Raw genomic sequence first — 25299 nt, forward strand, 5'->3', positions numbered from 1 at the left:
TTACCCGAAGGTCTGTCACGCCTTCGTGGCACCGGCCGTGAGACCGGTGATCAGATGCCGCTGGACCAGCAGGAACACCACGCCCGCCGGGATGGCGATGAGCACCGCCGAGGCCGTCATCAACCCCCAGTCGGACCAGTGCTGGCCGATGAACTGCTGCAGCCCCACGCCCAGCGTGCGCTTGTCCTCCTGCGACATGAACACCGTGGCGTACCCGACCTCGCCCCAGGCGGTCATGAAGCAGTAGAACGCGGTCACCGCGATGCCGGGCCGCGACAGCGGCAGCACCACCCGCCAGAACGTGCCGAACGGCGTCAGCCCGTCGACCATCCCGGCCTGGTCGATCTCGATCGGCACGGTGTCGAAGTAGCTCTTCATCATCCAGGCGCAGAACGGCACCGCGATCGTCATGTACGCGATCACCAGGCCCGGGATCTGGTTCAGCAGCCCGAGCCCGGCCATCAGGTTGTACAGCGGGACGATGAGGATGGCCACCGGGAACATCTGGGTGATCAGCAGCAGCCACATCACCGACCGGTGCCCGGGGAAGCGGAACCGGCTGACCGCGTACCCGGTGGTGGCCGCCAGGAACACGCCCAGCACCATGGTCAGCCCGGCCGTCAGCACGCTGTTGAGCAGCCACTGCGGGAACGCGGTCTCCGTCAGCACGCGCGCGTAGTTGTCCAGCGAGGAGTCGTTGAAGAACTGCAGCTCCGTCGACAGCCAGCCGTCGCGCGGCTTGAGCGAGGTCAGCACCAGCCAGACGACGGGGAACAGGGAGACGGCGACGGCCAGCAGCAGCCCGGCGTGCAGGCCGATGGAGGCCAGCGGGCCGCGCTCGCCGCGCCGCCGCGTTCTCGTGCTCACCACGGATCTCCTTGACTGCGCAGGGTACGGCGGTAGCCGACGGCCAGCACGACCAGCATGGCCAGGATGATCACGCCCCAGGCCGCCGACCCCGAGTAGTTGCGGATCCCGGTGAACGCCTCGCGGAAGGCGTAGGTGACCAGGATCTCCGTCTCGCTGCCCGGCCCGCCCCGCGTGACCAGGAAGATGATGGGGAACATGTTGAACGTCCAGATCGTGCCCAGCAGCACGACCGTGCTCGACACCTGGCGCAGCCCGGGCAGCGTGATCGCCGTGAACCGCTGCCAGGCGCTCGCCCCGTCCACCTCGGCCGCCTCGTACAGTTCGGCCGGGATCGACTGCAGCCCGCCGAGCAGGGCGACCATCATGAACGGCACGCCGATCCAGACGTTCACAACGATCACCGCGATCTTCGCCGTGGTCGGGTCGTCCAGCCAGCCGACGCCGCCCAGCCCGGCCATCTTGAGGAAGCCGTTGATCACGCCGTAGTCGCTGTTGTAGAGGTAACGCCAGATGAAGGCGGCCACGAACGCGGGCACGGCCCACGGCAGGATCAGCAGCACCCGGTAGACCGAGCGGAAGCTCAGGCGGCGGTTGAGCATCACGGCCAGGCCCAGGCCGATGCCGTAGTGCAGGGCGACGCAGGCGGCCGTCCAGACCACGGTCCACACCAGCTTGTCCCAGAACACGCCGCTGGTCAGGATGCGCGCGTAGTTCTCCAGGCCGACGAACTCGTAGCTCGCCGGGATGACGTTCACGCCGATGGTGCGGCCGATGTTGGCCTCGGTGGCGTCCGTCAGCGACAGGTGGACGCCGCGTGCCAGCGGCCAGCCGATCAGCACCAGCATCACCACGAGCACGGGCGTGACCATCGCCCACGCGTACCAGTGGGTGCCGAACGAGCGCCGCAGCGGCCCCGGTCGTTCACGGCCGCGGGCGGACTCGCCCGCGGCCGTCACCTTTCCGGTGGAGACCGTCACCGGTCAGCTCCAGTCCTTCATGATCCCGCGGTACTGCTCGTCGACGGTCTTGAGCATGTCCGCGGGCCCCGACTTGCCGCCCACGAGCGACTGGTAGCCCTCCAGCAGCGGCTGGAAGAGCTGCCCGCCCTCCGGGATCCACGGGCGCGGCACGGCGGTGTCCATGATCGGCTTGAACACCGCGACGTCCGGGTTGCCCTGCACGTCGGGGTCGCTGTAGGCGGAGGTACGGGTGGGCAGCAGGCTGATCTCCTTGGCGATCTTCGCCTGCGCCTCGGCCGTGGTCATGAACCGGACGAACTCGTAGGCGGCCGGGATGTTCTTGGAGCCGGCGTAGATGGCCAGGTTCCAGCCGCCCGTCGGAGCCGCCGCCTTGACCGAGCCGGCCGGGACCGGCGCGATGCCCAGGTTCTTCTTGTCCTGGAACTCCTTGCCCTGGTAGATCTCCGACAGCGCCCACGGCCCGTTGTAGATCATGGCCGCCTTGCCCTCCTTGAGGGCGGTCATGGCGTTGGCGTAGCTCTCGGTGGTGGCGGGCTTGGGCGCGGCGCCCGAGCTGATCAGGTCGGCCACGGTCTCCATGGCCTTCACGTTCGCCGGGGAGTTGACCACGATCTTCTTGTTGGCCACGTCGAGCAGGTCGCCGCCCTCGCCGTACATGAAGGGCAGCAGGAAGTAGGAGTCGACGTTCAGCGCCAGGCCGGCGGCGCCGGTCTTGGCCTTGACGTCGAGCGCGGTCTGCTTCAGCTCGGCGATGGTCTTCGGCGGCTCCTCGTGCCCGGCCTCCTTCAGCAGCCGCTTGTTGTAGATCAGCGCGAGCGTGTCGGTGACCTGCGGCACGGCGTACGTCTTGCCGTTGTACTCGGTGCTGCTCAGCGGCCCGGGCAGGAAGTCGTCAGGCCGGTCCACCGCGCGGGTGCCGTCCAGCGGCTGCAGGTAGCCCAGCGACGCGAACTGCGACGTCCACGCCACCTCGGACCTGATCACATCCGGCGCGCCGGCCCCCGCCTGGGCGGCCGTCTGGAACTGGTTCTGCGCCTGGTCCGAGGGCACGTTCACATAGTTGACCTTGACCTGCGGGTACTTCGCCTGGAACTCCTTGATCAACGCCTGGAACGTCGGCCCCTCGCTGTCGGGGCGCGTCGTGTCCCACCACGTCACTTCACCGCTCACCTTCGACGGGTCGGAGACCTGGGCGGGCGGAGCGGCGGTCTCACCGCCGCCGCCTCCACAGGCGGAAACCGTCAGGACGAGTGCCGCAACGGCCGCCGCGGACGGTAAGAGTCGTCGCATGTCCTTCTCCTCACAGCTCGGTCGGAGGTCGGAGTAAGCCGGAGGTTACGCCGACGTGACGCCGATCTCCAGATGGCGGCGCAAGGATTCTGCAAGTTGTTACACGAGGCCTTCCACGCCGGGATCCCCGCGCTGGCCGGCGTTTGCGCTGGTGGCAGAGTTCCGTTCGAAGGGCCGCCCTCCATGGTGAACGCGGGGCCGCCGTGCGTCAGCTCGCCCGCCCGTCAGCATGGGCTTACCTCATTTCAGTAATTTCCTGAAAGAGTTGCAAAGATCGGATCGGATGAGGATCTTCCAGGCGAACATGGCGCGGGCCGCCGACGAGAGCAGGCCTGCATCACCGCCGCCCGGACGGGAACCATGACGGCGGGGGGCTGCACGTGTGGGCAGGCGCCGCCGAGCCCACCGGCGGGTCCCCACCGCTGCCGCCGGCGCGTGCCGGCGGCTTCGGGGCCGTGTTCGAGGTGCCGCTCGCCGAGGGGGCGAAGAGCCTGAGTCACATCATCCACCAGGGCGACGACAAGGATCTGCCCGCCGGCCAGTCGCTCGACGTGTCCGCGCCGGGCCACGAGGGGTGGCGGCCGGCCGGCGCCGAGGGGCTCCCGCTGCCTCGGCCCGCCGCCACGGCCGCGGACGCCGACCTGAGCAAGGCCAGGGCGCACTGGATCGACCGCGACACGGTGGCCTGGCAGGCCGAGCCGTCGCTGCGGCACTCCCTGGCCTTCAGCGCCGCGGGCGGCATCGCGTACGGGAACGGCGACCTGACCGGCGACCCGCGGCTCATCCGGCTCGTGCCCGGCACGCTGAGCGAGGAGCAGCGGCGCGAGCGGCCGCACCTGGCCGCGTACCCGGCGCTGAAGGTGGACCCGCGCGACGCCGGCCTCGTCCGCGACGCGCTGCGCGGCCAGGTCGCGGCCGTGGCGCGGGACGCCGCCGGCACGCTGGTGGCCGCGACCGGCGTGCAGCTCCCGGGGGTGCTGGACGACCTGTACGCCAAGGCCGCCACCGCCACGCTCGGCCCGTCCGGTCAGGTCGTCCCGAGGCTCGCGCTGTGGGCGCCGACCGCGCGGAAGGTCGAGCTGGCCCTGTACGGCTCCGGCGGGCGTACGGAACGGCCGGTGGTGCACCGGATGCGGCGCGACGACGAGAGCGGCGTGTGGTCGGTGCGCGGGCTGCGGTCGTGGCTGGGGCGGGAGTACACGTACCTGGTCACGGTCTACTCGCCCAGGGCCGGCAAGGTCGTCACGAACGAGGTCACCGACCCGTACAGCCTGGACGTCACCGCCGACGGGGAGCGCAGCAGGCTCGTCAGCCTCGACGCCGCCGCGCACCGGCCGCCCGGCTGGGACCGGCTGGCCAAGCCCGCCGCGGTGCCGCTGGACAGGGCCTCGATCTACGAGCTGCACGTGCGCGACTTCTCCGCCTCCGACGCCACCGTCCCGGCCGCCCTGCGCGGCACGTACGCGGCCTTCCAGTGCGACGGCGCCGGCCTGCGCGAGCTGCGGGCGCTGGCCGCCGACGGCCTGACGCACGTGCACCTGCTGCCCGCGTTCGACTTCGCCACGGTGCCCGAGCGCGCGGCCGACCGGACGGAGCCGTCCTGCGACCTGGCCGCGCTGCCGCCCGACTCCGAGCTGCAGCAGGAGTGCGTGGCGCGCACGGCCGCGAAGGACTCCTTCAACTGGGGGTACGACCCGCTGCACTACACGGTGCCGGAGGGCTCGTACGCGACCCGGCCCGACGGGCGGATCAAGGAGTTCCGCGGCATGGTCGCCGGGCTCAACCGGGCGGGGCTGCGCGTGGTCATGGACGTGGTCTACAACCACACGCACTCCACCGACGTGCTCGACCCGATCGTGCCCGGCTACTACCACCGGCTCCTCGACGACGGCTCCGTGGCCACCTCCACCTGCTGCGCCAACACCGCGCCCGAGCACCTGATGATGGGCAAGCTCGTGGTGGACTCGGTCGTCACGTGGGCGAAGCAGTACAAGATCGACGGCTTCCGCTTCGACCTCATGGGGCACCACCCGAAGGCGAACCTGCTCGCCGTCCGCCGGGCCCTGGACGAGCTGACCCTGGCCGGCGACGGCGTGGACGGCACGTCGATCATCCTGTACGGCGAGGGCTGGAACTTCGGCGAGGTGGCCGACGGCGCCCGGTTCGAGCAGGCCACGCAGGCGAACCTGGCCGGCACCGGCATCGGCACGTTCACCGACCGGCTGCGTGACGCGGTGCGCGGCGGTACCCCGTTCGACGCCGACCCGCGCGTGCAGGGCTTCGGCTCCGGGCTGGCCGGGGCGCCCAACGGCTCCCCCGCCAACGGCACGGCCGAGCAGCAGCGGGCACGCCTGGCGAGCTACTGCGACCTGATCAGGATCGGCCTGACCGGGAACCTGCGCGACTACGTGCTGCCGTCCGGCAGGAAGGGCTCGGAGCTCGACTACAACGGCTCGCCCGCCGGGTACACCGCCGCGCCGGGCGAGGCGGTGACGTACGTGGACGCGCACGACAACGAGACGCTGTTCGACGCGCTGGCGTACAAGCTGCCGCAGGACACGCCGATGGCGGACCGGGTGCGCATGCACGCGTTGTCGCTGGCCACGGCGGTGCTGTCGCAGGGGACGGCGTTCGTGCACGCGGGCACCGAGCGGCTGCGCTCCAAGTCGTTCGACCGCAACTCCTACGACTCGGGCGACTGGTTCAACCGGCTGCTGTGGGACTGCGCGCAGGGCAACGGCTTCGGCGCGGGCCTGCCGCCCCGAGGCGACAACGGGGCCAGGTGGCCCTACGCCCGCCCGCTGCTCGCCGACCCGGCGCTGAGGCCGGGCTGCGCGGACATCGAAGCCGCCCGCGCGCGGTACGGGGAGCTGCTGCGGATCAGGGCGTCGTCACCGGCGTTCGCGCTGGGGTCGCTGGAGGAGGTGCAGCGGCGGCTGTCGTTCCCGGCCTCGGCGGAGGGCGTGATCGCCATGCACGTGGACACCGAAGGGCTCGACCCGCGCTGGTCGTCGGTGACGGTCGTGTTCAACGCGACCCCGTCGGAGCACACGCAGGCGATGCCGTCGCTGGCGGGGCGGCAGGTGGCGTTGCACCCCGTACAGGCGGGCTCGGCCGACGCGGTCGTCCGCACGGCGTCCGCCGACCGCGCCACGGGCACGCTGACCGTGCCGGCCCGCACGGTCGCGGTCTTCGTGGGCGTGTGAGTGTGACGCGGGCGGGTAGGGGGAACGCTCATCGAGAACACCCCGCATCACTGGCATTGAGCCGCACTCCGGCGCAGACTGGTTGGACGGCGCTGGAGCGACGGCGATCGCGTGGAGCAGTGGAGCACCCGTGGACAATCACCTTGATCACATGCCGGTCCTTTCCCGCGGCAGGCATCGCAACCCGAAGCGCGGCGCGTGTTTCATGGAGCTGGCCTCCTACCTGGCCGGGGAGCGCTGGAGCGACCATCCGGCCTGCACCCACCCGCTGCTGGCCGCACTCGCCCGCCTGGTGAACGACAACACCAGTGACGAGAGCCGGGCCAAGCTCGTCCGGCTGGTGCCCTCCATCATCGGCCTGGCCAGCGACGACCTGCGCGTGGACGCGCACATCGCGCTGCGCTGCGCCACCACGGCCCTGCCGGTGGCGGCGGCCGAGCGGCAGCTCGCGCTCGCGGTCTCGGTGCTGGCGGCCGAGGAGATGCTGGCCCGCCTCGACGGCGCCCCGTCGGGGCGGATGAGCGAGCGCAGCCGGCAGGCGATGGAGGAGGTGCCGCACGCGGCCGAGCAGGCCAGGCGCTTCAGCCGGGCCGCCAGGATCACGGAGAAGGGCTTCCGCCGGTACGCGGCGCCGAACGCGGTGCAGCTCGCGGTGGTGGGGATCGTGCAGGCCTGCATCGCCGATCCGGACGCGTTGCTGCGCAGGCTGCTGGAGGAGACGATCGCGGAGTGCGACGCGTTGATCCGCGGCGAGCGGAGCGCCGAAGCCCCTTCGGCTACCACCCCGGTCCACGCCTGACCAGGTCCGTGTCCCTGTAGCGCTGCTCAGCCGGCGCTACAGGGCAGACCCGCTACGGGACGGGCTCAGAGCAGCAGCTCAGCCGGATCGAAGGAGATGGGGAAGGGCTCGGGCAACGCCAGGTGCTCTCCGGCTCGTGCCTGGCCCATGTCCTCGCCACCTTCCATGAAGCCGAGTCTCGCACGCCGCGCCCCGTCACGGCCATATGCGTTCGCGCGATCACACGGAGTGACAGAGCGAGATTACCGGCGCATGACCCCCCTCGACACCTCTCCGAACACGACCGTTCACCCTCTGCGACACTGCGCAGGTCAGGCAAGCCTTTCCTTCGTTGCGAACCCATGTTCGCATATGTCAGATTTAAGGAAAGAGATCCGTATTTTGGAGGATTTGATGACCATCGAGCTTGTCCGGCCGGAATCCCCGGAGCAGCACCACAGCCACCGCGACGTGACCGGCGGCTGGCTGCGGCCGGCGGTGTTCGGGGCGATGGACGGGCTCGTGTCGAACTTCGCGCTGATCGCCGGTGTCGTGGGCGCCGCCGGGGCCGGGCAGGGGGCGGTGCTGGCGGGGTTCGCCGGGCTGATCGCCGGCGCCTGCTCCATGGCCGCCGGCGAGTACACCTCCGTGAAGTCGCAGACCGAGCTGATGCGCGCCGAGATCGCCGTCGAGCGGCGCGAGCTGGCCAGGAACCCGGCGGGCGAGCAGGCCGAGCTGGCGGCGCTGTACCGGTCGCGCGGGCTGGACCCGGAGCTGGCCGAGCGGGTGGCCGCGGGGTTGTCGGCCGATCCCGAGCAGGCGTTGCGGGTGCACGTGCGCGAGGAACTGGGCGTGGACGTCGACGACCTGCCCTCCCCCTACGTGGCCGCCGCGTCGTCGTTCGGCGCGTTCGCGGCCGGGGCGCTGGTGCCGCTGGCGCCGTTCCTGTTCGGGGCGTCCGGGCTGATGGTGGCGGTGGTGCTGAGCGTGGTGGCGCTGTTCGGGTTCGGGGCCGCCGTGGCGGTGATGACCGCCCGGCCGTGGTGGCTGGGCGGGCTGCGCCAGCTCGCCCTGGGCGTGGGGGCGGCCACCGTCACGTTCGGCCTGGGGCACCTGCTGGGGGTCACCGTCTCCTAGTCACGCCGGTTCGGGCACCCGCTGGCGGGCGCGGTTCCCTCGTCACGTTCGGCCCGGGGCACCTGCTGGGGTTTACCGTATCCCGGTCACGGGCGGGTGGAGGTGGCCAGCTTGACGCCGAGGCCGATCAGGGCGGCGCCCGTCAGGCCGTCCACCGTCCGCCGGACGGCGGGCCTGGCGAACACCTTGCGCAGGACACCCACCACGTTCGCCACCACCAGGAACCACGCGACCGTGCCCGCCAGCGCCACCCCGCCGAGCGCCGCCACCGAGACTCCCGCCCCGAGGAACTGCGGCACCAGCGCCACGAAGAACAGCGCCGCCTTCGGGTTGAGCACGTTCGTCAGCAGCCCCTCGGTGAACGCCGCCCACGAGCCGCGCCCGCCCGGGTCCGGGACGTCCAGCCGCAGCGCCCCGCTCCCGCGCCAGGCCGCCCGCAACGACCTGACCCCGAGGTAGAGCAGGTACGCGGCCCCGGCCACCTTCACCACCGTGAACGCCACGGCCGAGGCGGCCAGGAGCGCCGCGACGCCGGTGGCGGCGGCCACCACCCAGGCGAACACCCCCACCGCGATCCCCGCCGCGGCCGCCATGCCGTGCGCGCGGCCCGAGACGACCGAGCGCCGCACCACCACCGCGAAGTCAGGGCCGGGCGACATCGCCCCGAGCAGTACAACTCCACCGAAAGCCGCGATCTGCGCCATAACTGTCATGGCGTCCACCTTACGAGCACCCGGCCCTCCGGGATCAAGGCGGACCGCTCCCACGTCCAGGTCGGCACCGTGATCACCTCGGCGTCGCGCTCCAGCGGGATCGGCGTGTCGAGCAGCGCGGAGTGCGGCGTGAGCGGGAGGCCGCCGCGCGGGATGACGACGCTCTCCAGGGGCGTGCGCAGGGCCGGGCCGTCGGGTTCGTCCCGGTCGCTGCGCACCCAGGTGGCCTGGCCCGAGAAGGAGGTGAACGCCAGCGCGCCGTGCGGGGCGGCGCTCGAGTGGCGCAGCATGCCGGCGGGCAGCCAGCCGTGCTGCCCCGGCAGGTACGTGATGCCCGAGACGTGCAGCTCGCCCGCCAGCAGCACGAACTCCTCCCCGGCCAGGTAGTGGCCGCGCTCGGGCCGTGCCCAGCCGGGCGGGAAGCGGACGAGGGTGGCCGAGCCGCCCAGCCTCGCCAGCCGTACCGGCAGGTTGGAGCCGGGGACCAGGAAGGAGTGTCCGGGCAGCTCGGCGTCGTCGAGCAGATCGATCAGCACGGTCGCGTCAGCGCCTGCGGCGGCGCTTCTTGAAGATGGTCCGCAGGGTCAGCAGCAGCACGACCGCCACGAGCTGACCTCCGATGACGATGCGGTTGACGTCGACGGCGGGCCGCCACAGGGCGTCGCCGTTCTTGAGCACGAACACGCCGGCCGGCGTGGCGCCGAAGCCGAAGCCGCCGCCGCTGCCTCCTCCCTCCTCACCTTTCTCGCCCTTGCCCTGGCCCTGACCTCCGCCGCCGCCCTGGGCGACCCTGGCGACGGGGATGACGACGATGTCGCCGTGCTGGATCGGCTCGCCGAAGACGCGCTTGACGGTCGCGGCGTCCTTCGACTGTTCCACCAGTCCCATGATGTCCATCCCCCCATCGTCACCCCGGGACGCCGCCCCGTCTAACGCCCCGGTGAGGGGCCTGCGGTCAGTCGAACGTCGTGGAGATCTCGTGCCAGCCGCCCGGCGCGATCTCCGCCGCCGCCTCCGGCCCCCACGACCCCTTCTCGTACGGCATCGGCGCCTCGTCGAGGCCGAGCACCGGCTGCACGATCCGCCACGACTCCTCCACCAGGTCGAACCTGGCGAACCTGCGCGGATCGCCGCTGACGGCGTCGAGCAGGATGCGCTCGTAGGCCGCCTCCATGGGCCCGAGCACCTTGGTGAAGTCGACGCTGACCGGCACCGGCCGGGCGTGCTGCTTGCCCGGCTCCTTGGCCAGCAGGTCGAACGTCACCCCGGCGTCGGGCTGCAGCCGGAACCGGATGAGGTTGGGGCTCTCGGGCGCGCCGCCGTCGCTGAACATGGTCACCGGCGGCCGGCGCAGCTCGGCGACGACCTCCAGGTCGGTGGTCGGCAGGGCCTTGCCGGAGCGGATGCACCAGGGCACCCCGGCCCAGCGCCAGTTGTCGATGTAGGCGCGCAGGGCGACGAACGTCTCGGTGGTGGAGCCGGGGCGCACGCCGTCGGTGTCGAGGTAGCCGGTGTACTGGCCGCGTACGACGTCGGCGGGGTCGATGGCCTGGACCGCGCGCAGCACCCGCCACTTCTCGTCGAGCTGGGCCCGGGCGTCGGTGGACGGCGGCGGGTCCATCGCGAGGATGGCCAGCAGCTGCAGCAGGTGGTTCTGCACCACGTCGCGGACGGTGCCGTTGGCGTCGTAGAAGGCGCCGCGGTCGCGTATGTCGAAGTCCTCCGCCATGGTGATCTGCACGCTGCGGATGTGGGACCGGTTCCAGATGGGCTCCAGCAGCATGTTGGCGAACCGGAACACCATCAGGTCCTCGACCGGCTCCTTGCCCAGGAAGTGGTCGACGCGGCGCAGGTGGTCCTCGTCGAAGTGGCGCAGCAGCTCGCCGTTGAGCTCGCGCGCCGAGCCGAGGTCGTGCCCGAACGGCTTCTCCACCACCAGCCGCGCGTCGCGGTTGAGGCCGACCCCGGCCAGCCCCTCGGCGACGGCGGCGAACAGCACCGGCGGCACGGCGAGGTAGTGCACGAGGAAGCCCTTGCCCGAGGTCTCCTCGCGCAGCCGCTCGAACGTGGCGGGGTCGCGGTAGTCGCCCGTCACCAGCCGCAGGTTGCCCGCCAGCTTCTCGAACGCCGCGTCGCGCACGCCGCCGCAGGCCTCGCGGGCGTGCTCGCGCAGCCCGTCGAGGTCCAGGTCGGTCTTGGCCACGCCGATGACCGGCAGGTCGAGCCGGCTGTCGGCGGTCAGGCGGTAGAGCGCGGGCAGCAACATCTTGCGCGCCAGGTCGCCCGTGATGCCGAACAGGACGAGCGCGCCCGCCTGCTCCATCTCAGACGCGCCTTCCGCGCAGCTCCCGGTACCTGCGGATGAGCTGCTCGGTGGAGGTGTCGGGGAACGTGGCCGGCGGCTCGTCGGAGGTCAGCGCGGGCGCCAGGTCGAGCGCCATCTTCTTGCCCAGCTCGACGCCCCACTGGTCGAAGGAGTCGACGCCCCAGATCGTGCCCTCGACGAACACGATGTGCTCGTAGAGCGCGACGAGCTGGCCCAGCGTGGACGGGGTGAGCTTGGGCGCGAGGATCGTGGAGGTGGGGCGGTTGCCCGGCATCACCTTGTGCGGCACGATCTCGGGCGCGGTGCCCTCGGCGGCGATCTCCTCGGCGGTCTTGCCGAACGCCAGCGCCGTGGTCTGGGCGAAGAGGTTGGCGGTGAGCTGGTCGTGCATGCCCTCGCGGTCGTCGTGGGGCTCGGCGAAGCCGATGAAGTCGGCCGGCACGAGCCGGGTGCCCTGGTGCAGGAGCTGGTAGAAGGCGTGCTGGCCGTTGGTGCCCGGCTCGCCCCAGAAGATCTCGCCGGTCCTGGCCGTGACGGGGGTGCCGTCGGCGCGTACGGACTTGCCGTTGGACTCCATCGTGAGCTGCTGCAGGTAGGCGGGGAAGCGGTGCAGCCGCTGGCTGTAGGGCAGGACGGCGCGGGTCTCGGCGTCGAAGAAGTCGGTGTACCAGATCCCGAGCAGGGCCATCAGCACCGGCATGTTGGCCTCGAACGGGGCCGTGCGGAAGTGCTCGTCGATGGTGTGGAAGCCGGCCAGCATCTCGCGGAACCGCTCGGGCCCGATGGCGATCATCAGGGACAGGCCGATGGCGCCGTCGTAGGAGTAGCGGCCGCCCACCCAGTCCCAGAAGCCGAACATGTTGTCGGTGTCGATGCCGAACTCGGCGACCTTGGCGGCGTTGGTGGAGACGGCCACGAAGTGCTTGGAGACGGCGTCCTCGCCGAGCGCCTCGACCAGCCAGCGGCGCGCGACCCTGGCGTTGGTGAGCGTCTCCAGCGTGGTGAAGGTCTTGGAGCTGACCACGAACAGCGTGGTCGCGGGGTCGAGGCCGGCGAGGTTGCCGGTGATGTCGGCCGGGTCGATGTTGGAGACGAACCTGGCCGCGATGCCGGCGTCGGCGTAGTCGCGCAGCGCCTCGTAGGCCATGGCGGGGCCGAGGTCGGAGCCGCCGATGCCGATGTTGACGACGGTCTCGATCGGCTTGCCGGTGGCGCCCTTCCACTCCTTGGAGCGCACCCGGTCGGAGAAGGCGCTCATCTTGTCGAGCACGGCGTGCACGTCGGCCACGACGTCCTGGCCGTCCACGACCAGCTCGGCCTCGCGCGGCAGGCGCAGCGCGACGTGCAGGACGGCGCGGTCCTCGCTGACGTTGATGTGCTCGCCGGAGAACATGGCCGCGATGCGCTCGCGCAGCCCCGCCCGCTCGGCCAGCGCGGTGAGCAGGCCGACGGTCTCCTGCGTGGCGCGGTGCTTGGCGTAGTCGAGGTAGAGGTCGCCGGCGGACACCGACATGCGCCGCGCCCGGCCCGGATCCTCCGCGAACAGCTCACGCAGATGCCTGCCCGCCAGCTCCTCGTGGTGCTTGCCCAGGGCCGCCCACTCCTGGCTCTGGGTGATGTCGCCGTTCACGCGTTTCCTCCTCGCGTCGCCAAACCGATCATGCCTGGTTCCATCGTCCCGTAACTGCCTACCCCCCGCGGTTGATTCCGCGCATGGCGGAGCGGACTCTTTAGCCGCTCAGTGGGATTCGCGGCCCACGTGGTCACCGCTGGAGCCGGCGAGGAAGTCCAGGTCGGCCCCGCGGTCGGCCTGCAGGACGTGCTCGGTGTAGAGGCGCTCCCAGCCGCGCACGGGCCTGGCGTGCCCGGTCATGACCGGCTCGCGCGCGTTCAGCTCCGCGTCGGGGACGTCCACGTCCAGGCGGCGGGCCGCGACGTCGAGCACGATCGGGTCGCCGGTGCGCACCCTGGCCAGCGGCCCGCCGGCCGCGGCCTCGGGCGCGGTGTGCAGGACGACCGTGCCGTACGCGGTGCCGCTCATGCGGGCGTCGCTGATGCGCACCATGTCGCGTACGCCCTTCTCCAGCAGCTTGGCGGGCAGCGGCAGGTTGCCGACCTCCGGCATGCCGGGATAGCCCTTGGGCCCGCAGCCGCGCAGGACCAGCACCGAGGTCTCGTCCACGTCCAGGTCGGGCGAGTCGAGCCGGGCGTAGACGTCCTCGACGCTGTCGAAGACGACGGCGCGGCCGCGGTGGCGCAGCAGCTCCGGTGAGGCTGCGGCGGGCTTGATCACGGCGCCGGAGGGGGCGAGGTTGCCGCGCAGCACGGCGATGCCCGCGTCGGGCAGCAGCGGGTTCGAGCGGCGCCTGATGACGTCCTCGTCCCAGATCTCGGCGCCGTCGAGGTGCTCGACGAGCGGGCGCCCGGTGACGGTGATCGCGCCGGGGTCGAGCAGGTCCTCGACCTCCTTCAGCACGGCGGCCAGGCCGCCCGCCCTGAACAGGTCGTCCATGAGGTGACGGCCGGCCGGCTGGAGGTCCACCAGCAGCGGCACTCCGGAGCCGGTGCGGTCGAAGTCGTCCAGGCTCAGCTCGACGCCGAGCCGCCCGGCGATGGCCAGCAGGTGGACGACGGCGTTGGTGGAGCCGCCGACGGCTGCCAGGGTGACGATGGCGTTGAGGAAGGAGCCCCTGGTCATCACCTGGCTGGGGCGGCGGCCCTGCTCGACCAGCTCGACGGCCAGGCGGCCGGTCTCGTGGGAGCGTTCGAGCAGGCGGCTGTCGGGGGCGGGGGTGCCGGCGGTGCCGGGCAGGGTCATGCCGAGCGCCTCGGCCATGCAGGCCATGGTGGAGGCGGTGCCCATGGTGTTGCAGTGGCCGCGGCTGCGGATCATGGACGACTCCGACCGCAGGAACGCCTCGCGGGAGAGGGTGCCCGCGCGCACCTCCTCGCTGAGCCGCCACACGTCGGTGCCGCAGCCCAGCGGGGCGCCCCGGAAGTGGCCGGTCAGCATGGGGCCGCCGGGCACCACGACGGCGGGCAGGTCCACGGAGGCGGCCGCCATGAGCAGCGACGGGATCGTCTTGTCGCAGCCGCCGAGCAGCACCACCCCGTCGATGGGGTTGGCGCGCAGCATCTCCTCGGTGGCCATGGCGGCCAGGTTGCGCCAGAGCATGGCGGTGGGGCGCACGTTCGTCTCGCCGAGGGAGACGACGGGCAGGTTGAGCGGCACTCCCCCGGCCTCCCACACGCCGTGCATGACGCTCTGGGCCACCTCGTTCAGGTGGGAGTTGCAGGGGGTGAGGTCGGAGGCGGTGTTGGCGATGGCGATGTGCGGCTTGCCGCCCTCGAACGCCTCGGGCGGCAGGCCGCGCCGCATCCAGGCTCTGTGGATGTAGGAGTTCCGGTCGTTTCCTGCGTACCAGCGTGAACTCCTGAACTCCATGTTCGGCACCCTATCGGGGATTCATCCCGCCCTGGGGAGGAATCAGCAGGGGCATGGACCATATAGACGCGTACTGGCGGGCGGCGAACTACCTGTCCGTCGGGCAGATCTACCTGCTGGACAACCCCTTGCTCACCGAGCCGCTGCGGCCGGAGCACATCAAGCCGCGCCTGCTCGGCCACTGGGGTACGACGCCGGGCCTGAACTTCTGCTTCGCGCACCTCAACCGGGTGATCCGCGAGCGGGACCAGGACATGATCTACATCGCGGGCCCGGGTCACGGCGGCCCGGCGGCGGTGGCCCACGCGTGGCTGGAGGGGTCGTACTCCGAGCGGTATCCGGACGTGTCGCAGGACGTGGAGGGCATGCGGCGGCTGTTTCGCCAGTTCTCCTTCCCCGGCGGCGTGCCGAGCCACGTCGCGCCGGAGACCCCGGGCTCCATTCACGAGGGCGGCGAGCTGGGGTACGCGCTGGCGCACGCGTACGGGGCCGCCTTCGACAACCCCGACCTGGTCGTGGCGTGCATCATCGGCGACGGCGAGGCCGAGACCGGCCCCCTGGCCGCGAGCTGGCACTCCAACAAGTTCCTGGACCGCCGCCGCGACGGGATGGTGCTGCCCATCCTGCACCTGAACGGCTACAAGATCGCCAACCCGACCGTCCTGGCCCGCATCCCCACCGACGAGCTGATCAAGCTGATGGAGGGGTACGGATACCGCCCCCACCTGGTCGGCGCCGATCACGAGGAGATGGCGGGCACGCTGGACACCGCGTTCGAGGAGATGGCCGCGTACAAGGCGGGCGACGCCGACCGCCTGCCGATGATCATCCTGCGCACGCCGAAGGGCTGGACCGGGCCGAAGGAGGTGGACGGGAAGCCGGTCGAGGGCACGTGGCGCGCGCACCAGGTGCCGCTGGCCACGGTCAGGGAGAACGCCGGCCACCTGGCGATGCTGGAGGAGTGGATGCGCTCGTACCGGCCGGAGGAGCTGTTCGGCTCGGACGGCAGGCCGGTCGAGGACGTGCTCGCCACGGTGCCGCGCGGCGAGCGCAGAATGAGCGCCAACCCGCACACCAACGGCGGTGAGCTGCTGGAGCCGCTGCGGCTGCCGGACTTCCGCCGGCTCGCGGTGGAGGTCAAGGCGCCGGCCGAGCAGGCGAGCGAGCCGACGCGGGTGCTGGGCGGGTTCCTGCGGGACGTGATCGCCGCCAACCCCCGGACGTTCCGGCTGATGGGGCCGGACGAGACGGCCTCGAACCGGCTGTCGGAGGTGTTCGAGGTCACCGACAGGGCCTGGGACGCCGAGATCCTGCCGACGGACGAGAACCTGGGCGCGGGCGGCCGGGTCATGGAGGTGCTGAGCGAGCACCTGTGCCAGGGCTGGCTGGAGGGCTACCTGCTGACCGGGCGGCACGGGCTGTTCAACTGCTACGAGGCGTTCATCCACATCGTGGACGCCATGTTCAACCAGCACGCCAAGTGGCTGGAGTCGTCGCAGAAGATCCCGTGGCGGCGGCCGGTGGCGTCGCTGACGTACCTGCTGTCGTCGCACGTGTGGCGGCAGGACCACAACGGGTTCAGCCACCAGGACCCGGGCTTCCTCGACGTGGTGGTGAACAAGAAGGCCTCGGTGGTGCGGGTCTACCTGCCGCCGGACGCGAACACGCTGCTGTCGGTGGGCGACCACTGCCTGCGCTCCAGGGACTACGTGAACGTGATCGTGGCCGGCAAGCAGCCGGTGCTCGACCTGTTCACGATGGACGAGGCCATCGCGCACAACACGCGCGGGCTCGGCATCCTGCCGTGGGCCTCCACCGACGAGGGCACCGAGCCGGACGTGGTGCTGGCCTGCGCCGGGGACGTGCCGACCCTGGAGACGCTGGCCGCCGCCGCGCTGCTGCGCGAGCACCTGCCCGAGCTGAAGGTCCGCGTCGTGAACGTGGTCGACCTGATGCGGCTGCAACCGCCGTCCGAGCATCCGCACGGCATGCCGGACGCCGAGTTCGACACGCTGTTCACCACGGACAGGCCGATCGTCTTCAACTTCCACGGCTACCCGTCGCTCATCCACCAGCTCACCTACCGGCGGCACGGCCACGCCAACATCCACGTGCGCGGCTACAAGGAGGAGGGCACCACGACGACGCCGTTCGACATGTGCATGCTCAACGACATCGACCGCTTCCACCTGGTCATGGACGTGATCGACCGCGTTCCCGGGCTCGGCAGCAAGGCCGCGCACCTGCGCCAGCGCATGAGCGACGAGCGGCTGCGCGCCCGCGCGTACACGCGGGACCACGGGGAGGACCCCGCCGACATCAGGTCGTGGACCTGGCCGGGCACGTCCTGAACACCGGCCGGGGCCCGGGCGGCCGGCTAGGCCCGGGGCACGGCGGGAACCCAGAACTCCACCGTCGTGCCCGCGCCAGGCGGGCCGTCGATGGTCCACCAGCCGCCCGCCGCCTCGGCACGCTCGCGCATCTCGACCAGCCCGTAGTGCATCGCCTCGCCGTCCTTCGAGGTCAGGCCGGCGCCGTCGTCCCTGACGCGGACGTGCACGCCCCGGCCGAGCGAGACCAGCTCCACGCTGACCCGGCCGGCCCCGGCGTGCTTGCGCACGTTCGTCAGCGCCTCCTGGCAGATGCGGTAGACGGTCACCACGGCCTCGTACGGCGGCTCGGCGTCCAGGCGGTGACTCAGGTCGAAGGCCACGCCGCCGCCCTGCATCGTCTCCCGCAGGTAGGCGTCCAGGCTGGCCACCAGGCCGTCGCCCGGCGGGTGCAGGTCGAAGGCCAGCTCGCGCAGGCGGCGCACGGCGGCGTCCACGGCGTCGTGGAGCGCCCCCACCGCGCCGGCGTGCTCCTCGGGCAGCTCCTGCTGCCACATCCGCAGCCGCATGCCGACGCCGACCATGGCCTGGATCGTGTCGTCGTGCACGTCGGAGGCGATGCGCCTGCGCTCCCGCTCCTGCGCCTGCACCAGGCGGGACAGCAGCATGCCGCGCTCGTCCAGGGCTCTGGCCATGCTGCGCCGCTCGGTCAGGTCGCGCGTCACCTTGCCGAAACCGCGCAGGTCGCCGCTCTCGTCGAACAGGGCGGTGATGACCACGCTGGCCCAGAAGCGGGTGCCGTCCTTGCGCACCCGCCAGCCCTCCTCCTCCCACCGGCCTTCGGTGGCGGCCTCCTGCAGGCCCCTGGCGGGTTTGCCCTCCGCCACGGCCTCAGGCGGGTAGAAAACGGAGAAGTGGGTGCCGATGATCTCCTCGGCGGTGTATCCCTTGATACGTTCGGCCCCGATGTTCCAGCTCACGATCACGCCGCGAGGATCGAGCATGAAGATGGCGTAGTCACGGATGCTCTGGACGAGCAGCCGCATATCCTCCTGCGATTGGTCATGCGCGGGCATACCGCAGCCTTGCACGACATGACCGTAGCGCCAAACCCGATCAGAGCGATCGAGTCCGGCTCCTGCCTCGTCAAGCCCCTTGCGACCTTTTCACGCCTCTTCAGGCCTGTTCAGGCTTCGGAGGGGCTCGCCTGCACCGGAGCGAACCGCGCGGCCAGCTCGCACCACACCACCTTGCCGCTCTCGCCGGGCGAGATGCCCCAGCCGGTGGACAGCAGCCTGACGACGTGCAGCCCCCAGCCGCTCACCGGGCCGGGCTCGCGGGTCTCCGGGAGCGCCACCCCGGTGTCGCCCACCTCGATCCGCACCCGTGACGTGCTCGCTCTCACCCTCAGCACCGGCGGGCCGTCTCCATGGACGAGCGCGTTCGTCACCAATTCGGAGACCACCAGCAGGACGTCCTCGTGACGCCCCTGATAGCCGCTCTCCCGTAGGACCGTTCCCGCCAGGCGGCGTGCCACCGTGATGCTGCCCATCTCCTCCGGCAGATGAGTGTCCACCTGGTAACGCTCGGCCTCCTCACTTTCCACGCATCTACTCTCGGGGAGCCGCGTGGCTGGTCACGAGACGCAAGCGCTCCAGGCCACCTGGTGCACCTGTGGGACCTGGACTAGTGCAAATACGTCAATCCAACAGCCCGTCCCTCCGGGCCAGCGCCACCGCCTCCAGCTTGGAGCGGGCGCCCAGCTTCTCCAGCACGTGCTGGACGTGGTTGCGCGCCGTGTTGCGGGCCACGCCCAGACGGTCGCTGATCTCGTACGTGCTGGCGCCCTCGGCCAGGAGCAGCAGAGTCTCGCGCTCGCGGGCGGTCAGCGCGGACCCCATGTGCCCGGCGCGGCCGGTCAGCCGGTCGAGCACGCCGGGCAGCAGCCCGGGCGCGAACACCACGCCCCCGGCGGCCACCTCCCGCACGGCCGACTCCAGCTCGCCCAGCCGCGACGACTTCACCACCAGCCCGGCCCCTCCGGCCGCCACCACCCGGGCGGCCACGGACGCGGTCGCCTCCCCGGTCAGCACGAGCACCCGCGCCTTGGGCGCCACCGCCGCCAGCCGCCCGATCGCGGCCACGCCGTCGCCGTCGGGCAGCCTGCGGTCGAGCACCACGACGTCGGGCTGGCACCTGCCGGTGTCGGCCAGCGCGGCCGCGACGGTGCCCGACTGGGCGACCACCTCGATGTCGGGCGCCCTGCCCAGGGCCAGGCCGATGGCCTCCGCGACCATGGCGTGATCTTCCACGAGAACCAGCCGGATCGGAGGGGCGGTCGGCATGGTGCGTTGTCCCTTGTGGTGTTGCCTGCTTGCCGGAGGGTGCCTGCGCCGCGACCTCACCGGTCCGGGCAGCCAGGGGCAGTCTTGCACGTATGCGACTCCCCTCGCAGGGGAGCATGGCACGCCGGTCGCGTCCGAGGCGTCCGGGAGTGAAGTGCCGCAAGTGTCCGGCCGGGGCCGTCCGGAGCGGCCGGCCCGCCCGATCCGGGGCCCGGCGGAACGGGCGGGGCGAGGGGTGTGCCGTGCGGATCGAAGATGCAGCATGGCGGGCAATTGACCCAGAACAGACCGGGGTATGACGTTGGTAGGGTTATCCGGAAATGTGCGGATTGGGACGGGTGGGATAGGTGGAGGTCGAACAAACAGCACTGCCGGGTATCGGGCTACGACACGATTTCACCACCCGAAAAGGACAACGGGTAGGCGTCGTGTCCCACCGCACCGGCCGCCGGGACCTGGTCATCTACGACAAGGAAGACCCCGACGCCGTCTGCCAGACGGTCAAGCTCAACGACGAGGAGGCCGACGCCCTCGCCGAGCTCCTGGGCGCCCCTCGGATCGTGGCCCGGCTCAACCAGCTGCACCAGCAGGTCGAGGGGCTGGTCAGCGTGCAGCTCCCGATCCCGGCCGGCTCCCCCTACGCGGGCCGCCCCATGGGTGACGCCCGCGTGCGGACCCGTACGAGCGCCTCCATCGTCGCGGTGGTGCGCAGCGGCCAGGTGTTCGCCAGCCCCGGGCCCGACTTCCTCTTCAGCGCCGGCGACATCGTGGTCGTCGTGGGCGGCGAGGAGAGCACCGCAGAGGTCGCCGACATCCTGGCGAACGGGTAGGGCCGCGGGTGCACCATACCGCGATCATTTTCCTCGAGTTCGGTGCTGTCCTTCTTGGCCTGGGGATCCTGGGCGCGCTGGCGCTGCGCGTGGGCATCTCCCCCATCCCGCTCTACCTGATCGCCGGCCTGGCCTTCGGCACCGGCGGCGTGCTTCCGCTGGCCACCAGCACGGACTTCCTCGAGATCGGCTCCGAGCTGGGCGTGATCCTGCTGCTGCTCACGCTCGGCCTCGAATACAACGCCGACGAGCTGGTCACGAGCCTGACGGGCAACGCCCGCGCGGGCATCGTGGACCTGGTGCTCAACGCCGCCCCCGGCGCCATCTGCGCGTTACTGCTCGGGTGGGGCCCCGTCGCGGCCGTGGCGATGGCGGGCGTCACCTACGCCACCTCGTCCGGCATCACCGCCAAGGTGCTGTCCGACCTGGGGTGGCTCGGTAACAGGGAGACGCCGACGGTCCTGTCGCTGCTGGTGTTCGAGGACCTGACGATGGCGGTCTACCTGCCGGTCCTGACCACCCTGCTGGCCGGGCTCAGCTTCGTGCAGGGGGCGGTCTCGGTGGGCATCGCGCTGCTGACGGTGAGCGTGGTGCTGGTCGTGGCACTGCGGTTCGGGCGGGTCATCGAGGCGTTCGTGCGCAGCCCGAACTCCGAGGTGCTGCTGCTCAAGGTGGTCGGGCTGGCCCTGCTGGTGGCCGGTCTGGCGCAGCAGCTGCAGGTCTCGGCGGCGGTGGGCGCGTTCCTGGTGGGCATCGCGCTGTCGGGCCAGCTCGCCGAGGACGCGCACGCGTTGCTGGCGCCGCTGCGCGACCTGTTCGCGGCGGTGTTCTTCGTCTTCTTCGGCCTGCAGACCGACCCTGCGAAGATCCTGCCGGTGGCCGGGCTGGCCGCGCTGCTGGCCCTGGTCAGCATGATCACCAAGCTGCTGACCGGCATGTACGCGGCCAGGCGCGCGGGCATCGCCAAGGCGGGCCAGGCGCGGGCGGGCATCGCGCTCATCCCGCGCGGCGAGTTCAACATCGTCATCGCGGGCCTGGCGGTGGGCGCGGGCGTGCATCCCGACCTGGGCGCGCTGGCGGCGGCGTACGTGCTCATCCTGGCGGCGTTCGGCCCGCTGGCGGCCAAGCTGGTGCAGCCCTTCATCACCGCCATCGCCAAGCGTGCCGCCTAGGGGGCGGCCGGATCCGCTAGTTTGTTCGCATGGCAGAGCGCAGGCACGGAATCCAGGCGCCCCCTACGGAGACCACGATCAGGTCCGCCGACTGGGACGGCCGCGAGATCGACGGCGAGAGCCACCACCGGGTCCTGTTCCAGGACGTGGACATGACCGAGCTGGTCGACCACGGCTCCTCGTTCGAGGAGTGCCAGTTCAGGAACGTGCGGTTCAACGTGTCCGTGCACGAGGACGCGCGCTTCGTCAACTGCACGTTCTCGCGCTGCTCGTTCTTCGACGCCACCTTCAGCGGCTGCAAGCTGACGGGCAGCATGTTCGACGGCTGCACGTTCGGGCTGCTGAAGGTGACGGGCGGCGACTGGTCGTACGTCGGGCTGCCCGGCGCCGACCTGCGCGGCAGCGCCTTCCACGGCACCCGGCTGCGCGAGGCCGACCTGACCGGGGCCCGGCTGGAGGGCGCCGAGCTGCGGCGGGCCGACCTGTCGGGGGCGTGGCTGCACGGGGCCGACCTGACGAGATGCGACCTGCGGGGCAGCGATCTGAGCACGCTCGACCCGCGCGAGGTGACGCTCAAGGACGCGGTCATCGACGCGTTCCAGGCGACGGTGGTGGCGGGCGCGCTGGGCTTCGACGTGCGGGAGTGACGGCACCGCGAGCGTGCCCGGCCTCGACGCGCGGGAACGACGGCAACGCGGGCATGCTCGGCTCCGACACGCGGGAGCGACGGCAACGCGGGCACGCCCGGCCTCGACGTACAGGATGGACGACCTCGCAGGTTCGCGGAGGGGTGCGATTGCAGCAGGATGTGCGTGTGCCGAACGCCGAACTCACCGCCGCCGAGCAGGCCGTGGCCGCCGCCGTCCGCCGCGGTCACGACGTGGACCTGCGCTCCGGCGATCCCGCCCGCGACTGCCCCGACAACGCCGCCGCCTGGGGCGCCGACCGCACCGTACGGGCGGAGGTGCTGGCGGAGCTGCTGCTCGGCGAGTACACCGACCCGTCCGACAAGCCGGCCCTGCGCCTGTCGGGGGCCCGCATCACCGGCCTGTTACACCTGGCGTTCGGCGAGATCGACCTGCCGGTCACGTTCCGCGACTGCGCCTTCGACGAGACCCCCGACCTGTACCAGGCCCGCACCCGCTTCCTCAGCTTCGCCGGCTCCACCCTGCCCGGCCTGATCGCCTCCAACCTCCAGGTCGAGGGCGACCTGCGGCTCACCGGCTGCCACGTCACCGGTGAGCTGCGCCTGCGCAGCGCCCGCGTCAGCAGCAACTTCTCGCTGAACGGCGCGCGCCTGGAGCCCGCCGCCGGCGCCGCGCTCACCGCCGAGCACCTCGACGTCGGCAGCAACCTGCTGGCCCGCGACGGCTTCACCTGCGACGGCGAGATCATCCTCACCGCGGCCCGGATCGGCGCCGCGGTGAACCTCGAAGGCGCCCGCCTGCGGGCCCCGGGCGGCCTGGCGTTCGGCGGGTCGAACCTGGTCGTCCAGGTGGGCCTGTTCGCGCGGGAGGTGCACGCGGAGGGCGAGTTCTCGCTGCGGTTCGCCCGCGTCTCCGGCCCGCTCACCCTGCGGCGCTCGGTGCTGCGCAACCCGGGCGGCCTGGCCCTGCACGGCGGCGGGCTGAACGCCGAGAGCGGCCTGTACCTGTCGCTGATCGAGACCGAGGGCACCGTCTGGCTGGAGGGCGCCGCCGTCGGCCGCGCGCTCAACCTGGACGGCGCGTGCCTGCGCGCCCCCGGCGGCGTGGCCCTGCGGGGCGACCGTATCGCCGTGGACGGCGCGCTGCTGGCCCGCGAGGGCATGTCGGCCGAGGGGGAGATCAGCCTGACCGACTCCTCGGTGACCGGCCCCGCGCACTTCAAGGGCGCCACGCTGGTCAACCCCGGCGGGACGGCCCTGTCGGCGAACGGCATCACGGTCGGCAAGGTGCTCAACCTGTGCGAGGGCTTCTCGGCGCGCGGCCGGATCCGGCTGACGTACGCGCAGGTCGGCAGCCGCCTGTGCTTCGACGACGCCACGCTGGAGGCGCCGGGCGGCAAGGCGCTCACCTGCCGCCGGCTGGAGGCGCGGGAGCTGGCGATGCGGACGGCCACGCCGGTGCGGGGCGCGGTCGACCTGCGGCACGCCCGCATCGGGGTGCTGCAGGACGACGCCGCGGTGTGGCCGGACGAGCTGTGCATGGACGGGCTGTCGTACGAGGTGCTGGAGCCCATGCTGCCGGCCGCCGAGCGGCTGGGCTGGCTGCGCCGGGACCCTGACGGTTACCTGCCGAACGCCTACGAGCAGCTCGCCGCGATGTACCGGCGGCTGGGCAGCGAGGCCGACGCCCGCGACACGCTCCTGGCCGGGCAGCAGCAGCGCCGCGACACTCTGCCGGGCTACGCCAGGTTCTGGGGGCTGCTGCAGGACGTCACCGTAGGGTACGGCTTCCGCCCGCTGCGGGCGGCCGGCTGGCTGGTGGCGCTGCTGGCGGTGGGCACCGTGGTGTTCGGGATGGCCGAGCCGCCGCCGTTGAAGCGCGGGGAGGCGCCGGAGTTCGACCCGTTCGTCTACAGCCTCGACCTGCTGCTGCCGATCATCGACTTCGGGCAGGAGAAGGCGTTCAACCCCGGCGGGGGCACGCAGTGGCTGGCGTACGGGCTGATCGCGGCGGGCTGGGTGCTGGCCACGACGATCGCCGCCGGGCTGACGCGCACGCTACGGCGCGCCTGAGCCGATCACCGGCGGCCTGACGCGCACCCTGCGGCGCGCCCGAGCCGATCGCCGCCGGGCGGCACGTACGCCGCACCGGGCCGATCGCCGCCGGACGCGACCGCTCCCCCTCTGCGCGGGCACGCTCAGAGCAGCAGGTTGATGACGACCGTCAGCACCACCGACAGGACCAGCGATATGAGGATCATCGCCAGGCAGCCCATCCAGCCGCCCAGCGGTCTGACCTCCCAGTTCCCCCGCCTCATGCCGGTCCGCTACCCGGGCGGGCGCCGCTCAAGCAGCGGGCTCAGGCGCTGACCGCGCGCAGGGCCCCCGGATGGCGGCCGGTGAGACGGTCGAGGGCGGCCGCGGTCTCGGCGTCGGCCGGCAGGTAGACGAGGATCCGCTGGTCGTCGCCGAGCAGGTCGAGCGGCTCCCTGGCCAGCCGCAGCTCACCGGCCCGCGGGTGCGCCATGCGCTGCACGGGCGCCATGCGCGGCGGCCCGGCGGCGGCGGCCAGGCGCCCGGTGAACGCCTCGCCCGCCGCGAACGAGAGCACGTCGACCAGCTCCCCCGCCCACGGGTCGTCGGGCCCGGCCTCGTACTTGAGCGCGGTGGCCTGCTCGTCGGCCACCTTGTCCCAGTCGGGGAAGGCGATCCTGGCCCGCACGTCGGCGAACACGTACCGGGTCAGGCTCGGCGGCTCGTCGTCCAGCAGCCCGATGGGGCCGAAGAGCCGCTCGAACCCGGTGGTGCGGGCGATCACCTCGCCCAGCCGGTTGAACAGCGCGGCGGGCGCGGGCTCCAGCCGTTCCAGCAGCGCGCGCACGGCCGGGCGCACGGTGCGGGCGGGCGCCTGCGAGGCGGCCGGGCACAGCGCGATGCCGCCGCTGGTCACCTTGGCCAGGTGGCGCAGGTGGATGCGCTCGTCGGGCGTCATGCGCAGGGCGTCGGCCAGCGACACCAGCACCTGCACCGACGGGTTGCGGTCGCGGCCCTGCTCCAGCCTGGTCAGGTACTCGACGCTCACCCCCGCCACCGTGGCCAGCTCCGACCTGCGCAGGCCGGGTGTGCGCCGCCGGCCGCCGTCGGGCAGGCCGACGTCGGCCGGCTTGAGTGCTTCGCGGCGGGCGCGCAGGTAGGCGCCGAGCTCGTTCTCGCTCACGGCCCGAGTCTACG

At 71.9% G+C, this 25299-nt stretch carries 21 protein-coding genes; 8 read left to right on the plus strand and 13 right to left on the minus strand.

Annotated elements, in window-relative coordinates; translation table 11 throughout:
- Positions 1–15: 15 nt before the first annotated feature.
- The 3 genes from ACBJ32_RS08055 to ACBJ32_RS08065 are packed head-to-tail and all read right to left on the minus strand — an operon-like array spanning position 16 to position 3140.
- Positions 16–867: a carbohydrate ABC transporter permease gene (locus tag ACBJ32_RS08055; protein WP_357882797.1), complete on the minus strand. Its 852-nt coding sequence runs from the start codon at positions 865–867 to the stop codon at positions 16–18.
- Positions 864–1847 carry a carbohydrate ABC transporter permease gene (locus ACBJ32_RS08060; RefSeq protein WP_375126176.1) on the minus strand — a complete coding sequence of 328 codons (984 nt, stop codon included), beginning with the start codon at positions 1845–1847 and terminating at the stop codon, positions 864–866. The genes ACBJ32_RS08055 and ACBJ32_RS08060 overlap by 4 nt, the downstream gene beginning before the upstream one ends.
- A gap of 3 nt (positions 1848–1850) precedes the next feature.
- Entirely contained in the window at positions 1851–3140 is a 1290-nt protein-coding gene (locus tag ACBJ32_RS08065; RefSeq protein ID WP_375126177.1) for an extracellular solute-binding protein, read from the minus strand.
- A gap of 380 nt (positions 3141–3520) precedes the next feature.
- Between ACBJ32_RS08065 and pulA the strand changes: the two genes are divergently transcribed.
- From pulA to ACBJ32_RS08080, 3 genes are all read left to right on the plus strand, one after another.
- Positions 3521–6346 carry a pullulanase-type alpha-1,6-glucosidase gene (pulA, locus tag ACBJ32_RS08070; protein ID WP_375126178.1) on the plus strand — a complete coding sequence of 942 codons (2826 nt, stop codon included), beginning with the start codon at positions 3521–3523 and terminating at the stop codon, positions 6344–6346.
- Positions 6347–6497: 151 nt separating this feature from the next.
- A complete protein-coding gene (locus ACBJ32_RS08075) occupies positions 6498–7145 on the plus strand; it encodes a hypothetical protein (RefSeq protein WP_375126179.1) in 648 nt (215 codons plus the stop codon).
- A gap of 393 nt (positions 7146–7538) precedes the next feature.
- Entirely contained in the window at positions 7539–8261 is a 723-nt protein-coding gene (locus tag ACBJ32_RS08080; RefSeq protein WP_375126180.1) for a VIT1/CCC1 transporter family protein, read from the plus strand.
- Between the two features lie 86 nt (positions 8262–8347).
- Here ACBJ32_RS08080 and ACBJ32_RS08085 read toward each other — a convergent pair whose 3' ends face one another.
- From ACBJ32_RS08085 to ACBJ32_RS08110, 6 genes are all read right to left on the minus strand, one after another.
- Positions 8348–8974 carry a LysE family translocator gene (locus tag ACBJ32_RS08085; RefSeq protein ID WP_375126181.1) on the minus strand — a complete coding sequence of 209 codons (627 nt, stop codon included), beginning with the start codon at positions 8972–8974 and terminating at the stop codon, positions 8348–8350.
- Positions 8971–9510, minus strand: coding sequence for a hypothetical protein (locus tag ACBJ32_RS08090; RefSeq protein WP_375126182.1), 540 nt, complete (start codon positions 9508–9510; stop codon positions 8971–8973). The genes ACBJ32_RS08085 and ACBJ32_RS08090 overlap by 4 nt, the downstream gene beginning before the upstream one ends.
- A 7-nt stretch (positions 9511–9517) precedes the next feature.
- The gene (locus ACBJ32_RS08095; RefSeq protein ID WP_357882824.1) at positions 9518–9871 is read right to left on the minus strand and encodes a spore germination protein GerW family protein; all 354 of its coding nucleotides are present in this window, start codon (positions 9869–9871) and stop codon (positions 9518–9520) included.
- Between the two features lie 58 nt (positions 9872–9929).
- Positions 9930–11297: a glucose-6-phosphate dehydrogenase gene (gene zwf, locus ACBJ32_RS08100; RefSeq protein ID WP_375126183.1), complete on the minus strand. Its 1368-nt coding sequence runs from the start codon at positions 11295–11297 to the stop codon at positions 9930–9932.
- Between the two features lies 1 nt (position 11298).
- Positions 11299–12930 carry a glucose-6-phosphate isomerase gene (gene pgi, locus ACBJ32_RS08105; RefSeq protein ID WP_375126184.1) on the minus strand — a complete coding sequence of 544 codons (1632 nt, stop codon included), beginning with the start codon at positions 12928–12930 and terminating at the stop codon, positions 11299–11301.
- A gap of 108 nt (positions 12931–13038) precedes the next feature.
- Positions 13039–14745 (minus strand): IlvD/Edd family dehydratase, encoded by a 1707-nt coding sequence (locus ACBJ32_RS08110; RefSeq protein ID WP_375126185.1) that lies wholly within the window; start codon positions 14743–14745, stop codon positions 13039–13041.
- 53 nt (positions 14746–14798) lie between these two features.
- On the opposite strand from ACBJ32_RS08110, the gene ACBJ32_RS08115 reads away from it, so the two are divergent.
- Entirely contained in the window at positions 14799–17096 is a 2298-nt protein-coding gene (locus tag ACBJ32_RS08115; protein WP_375126186.1) for a phosphoketolase, read from the plus strand.
- Between the two features lie 26 nt (positions 17097–17122).
- Here ACBJ32_RS08115 and ACBJ32_RS08120 read toward each other — a convergent pair whose 3' ends face one another.
- From ACBJ32_RS08120 to ACBJ32_RS08130, 3 genes are all read right to left on the minus strand, one after another.
- Positions 17123–18121, minus strand: coding sequence for a PAS domain S-box protein (locus ACBJ32_RS08120; RefSeq protein WP_375126187.1), 999 nt, complete (start codon positions 18119–18121; stop codon positions 17123–17125).
- Between the two features lie 140 nt (positions 18122–18261).
- Positions 18262–18681, minus strand: coding sequence for an ATP-binding protein (locus tag ACBJ32_RS08125; protein WP_375126188.1), 420 nt, complete (start codon positions 18679–18681; stop codon positions 18262–18264).
- A gap of 94 nt (positions 18682–18775) precedes the next feature.
- Positions 18776–19420: a response regulator gene (locus tag ACBJ32_RS08130; RefSeq protein ID WP_375126189.1), complete on the minus strand. Its 645-nt coding sequence runs from the start codon at positions 19418–19420 to the stop codon at positions 18776–18778.
- 347 nt (positions 19421–19767) lie between these two features.
- Here ACBJ32_RS08130 and ACBJ32_RS08135 point away from each other — a divergent pair, with 347 nt between their 5' ends.
- The 4 genes from ACBJ32_RS08135 to ACBJ32_RS08150 all read left to right on the plus strand — a co-directional run bounded on the left by ACBJ32_RS08135 (position 19768) and on the right by ACBJ32_RS08150 (position 24141).
- Complete coding sequence (locus ACBJ32_RS08135) at positions 19768–20250, plus strand: cation:proton antiporter regulatory subunit (RefSeq protein WP_375126190.1); 483 nt, start codon at positions 19768–19770, stop codon at positions 20248–20250.
- Between the two features lie 8 nt (positions 20251–20258).
- Entirely contained in the window at positions 20259–21422 is a 1164-nt protein-coding gene (locus ACBJ32_RS08140; protein ID WP_375126191.1) for a cation:proton antiporter, read from the plus strand.
- Between the two features lie 29 nt (positions 21423–21451).
- Positions 21452–22069 (plus strand): pentapeptide repeat-containing protein, encoded by a 618-nt coding sequence (locus ACBJ32_RS08145; protein ID WP_375126192.1) that lies wholly within the window; start codon positions 21452–21454, stop codon positions 22067–22069.
- A 167-nt stretch (positions 22070–22236) separates the two neighbouring features.
- Positions 22237–24141: a hypothetical protein gene (locus tag ACBJ32_RS08150; RefSeq protein ID WP_375126193.1), complete on the plus strand. Its 1905-nt coding sequence runs from the start codon at positions 22237–22239 to the stop codon at positions 24139–24141.
- Between the two features lie 286 nt (positions 24142–24427).
- Here ACBJ32_RS08150 and ACBJ32_RS08155 read toward each other — a convergent pair whose 3' ends face one another.
- Positions 24428–25285 carry a helix-turn-helix domain-containing protein gene (locus ACBJ32_RS08155; protein WP_375126194.1) on the minus strand — a complete coding sequence of 286 codons (858 nt, stop codon included), beginning with the start codon at positions 25283–25285 and terminating at the stop codon, positions 24428–24430.
- Positions 25286–25299: the final 14 nt, after the last annotated feature.

This window comes from Nonomuraea sp. GTA35, assembly GCF_041950525.1.
In the GTDB taxonomy this organism is placed as follows: Bacteria; Actinomycetota; Actinomycetes; order Streptosporangiales; family Streptosporangiaceae; genus Nonomuraea.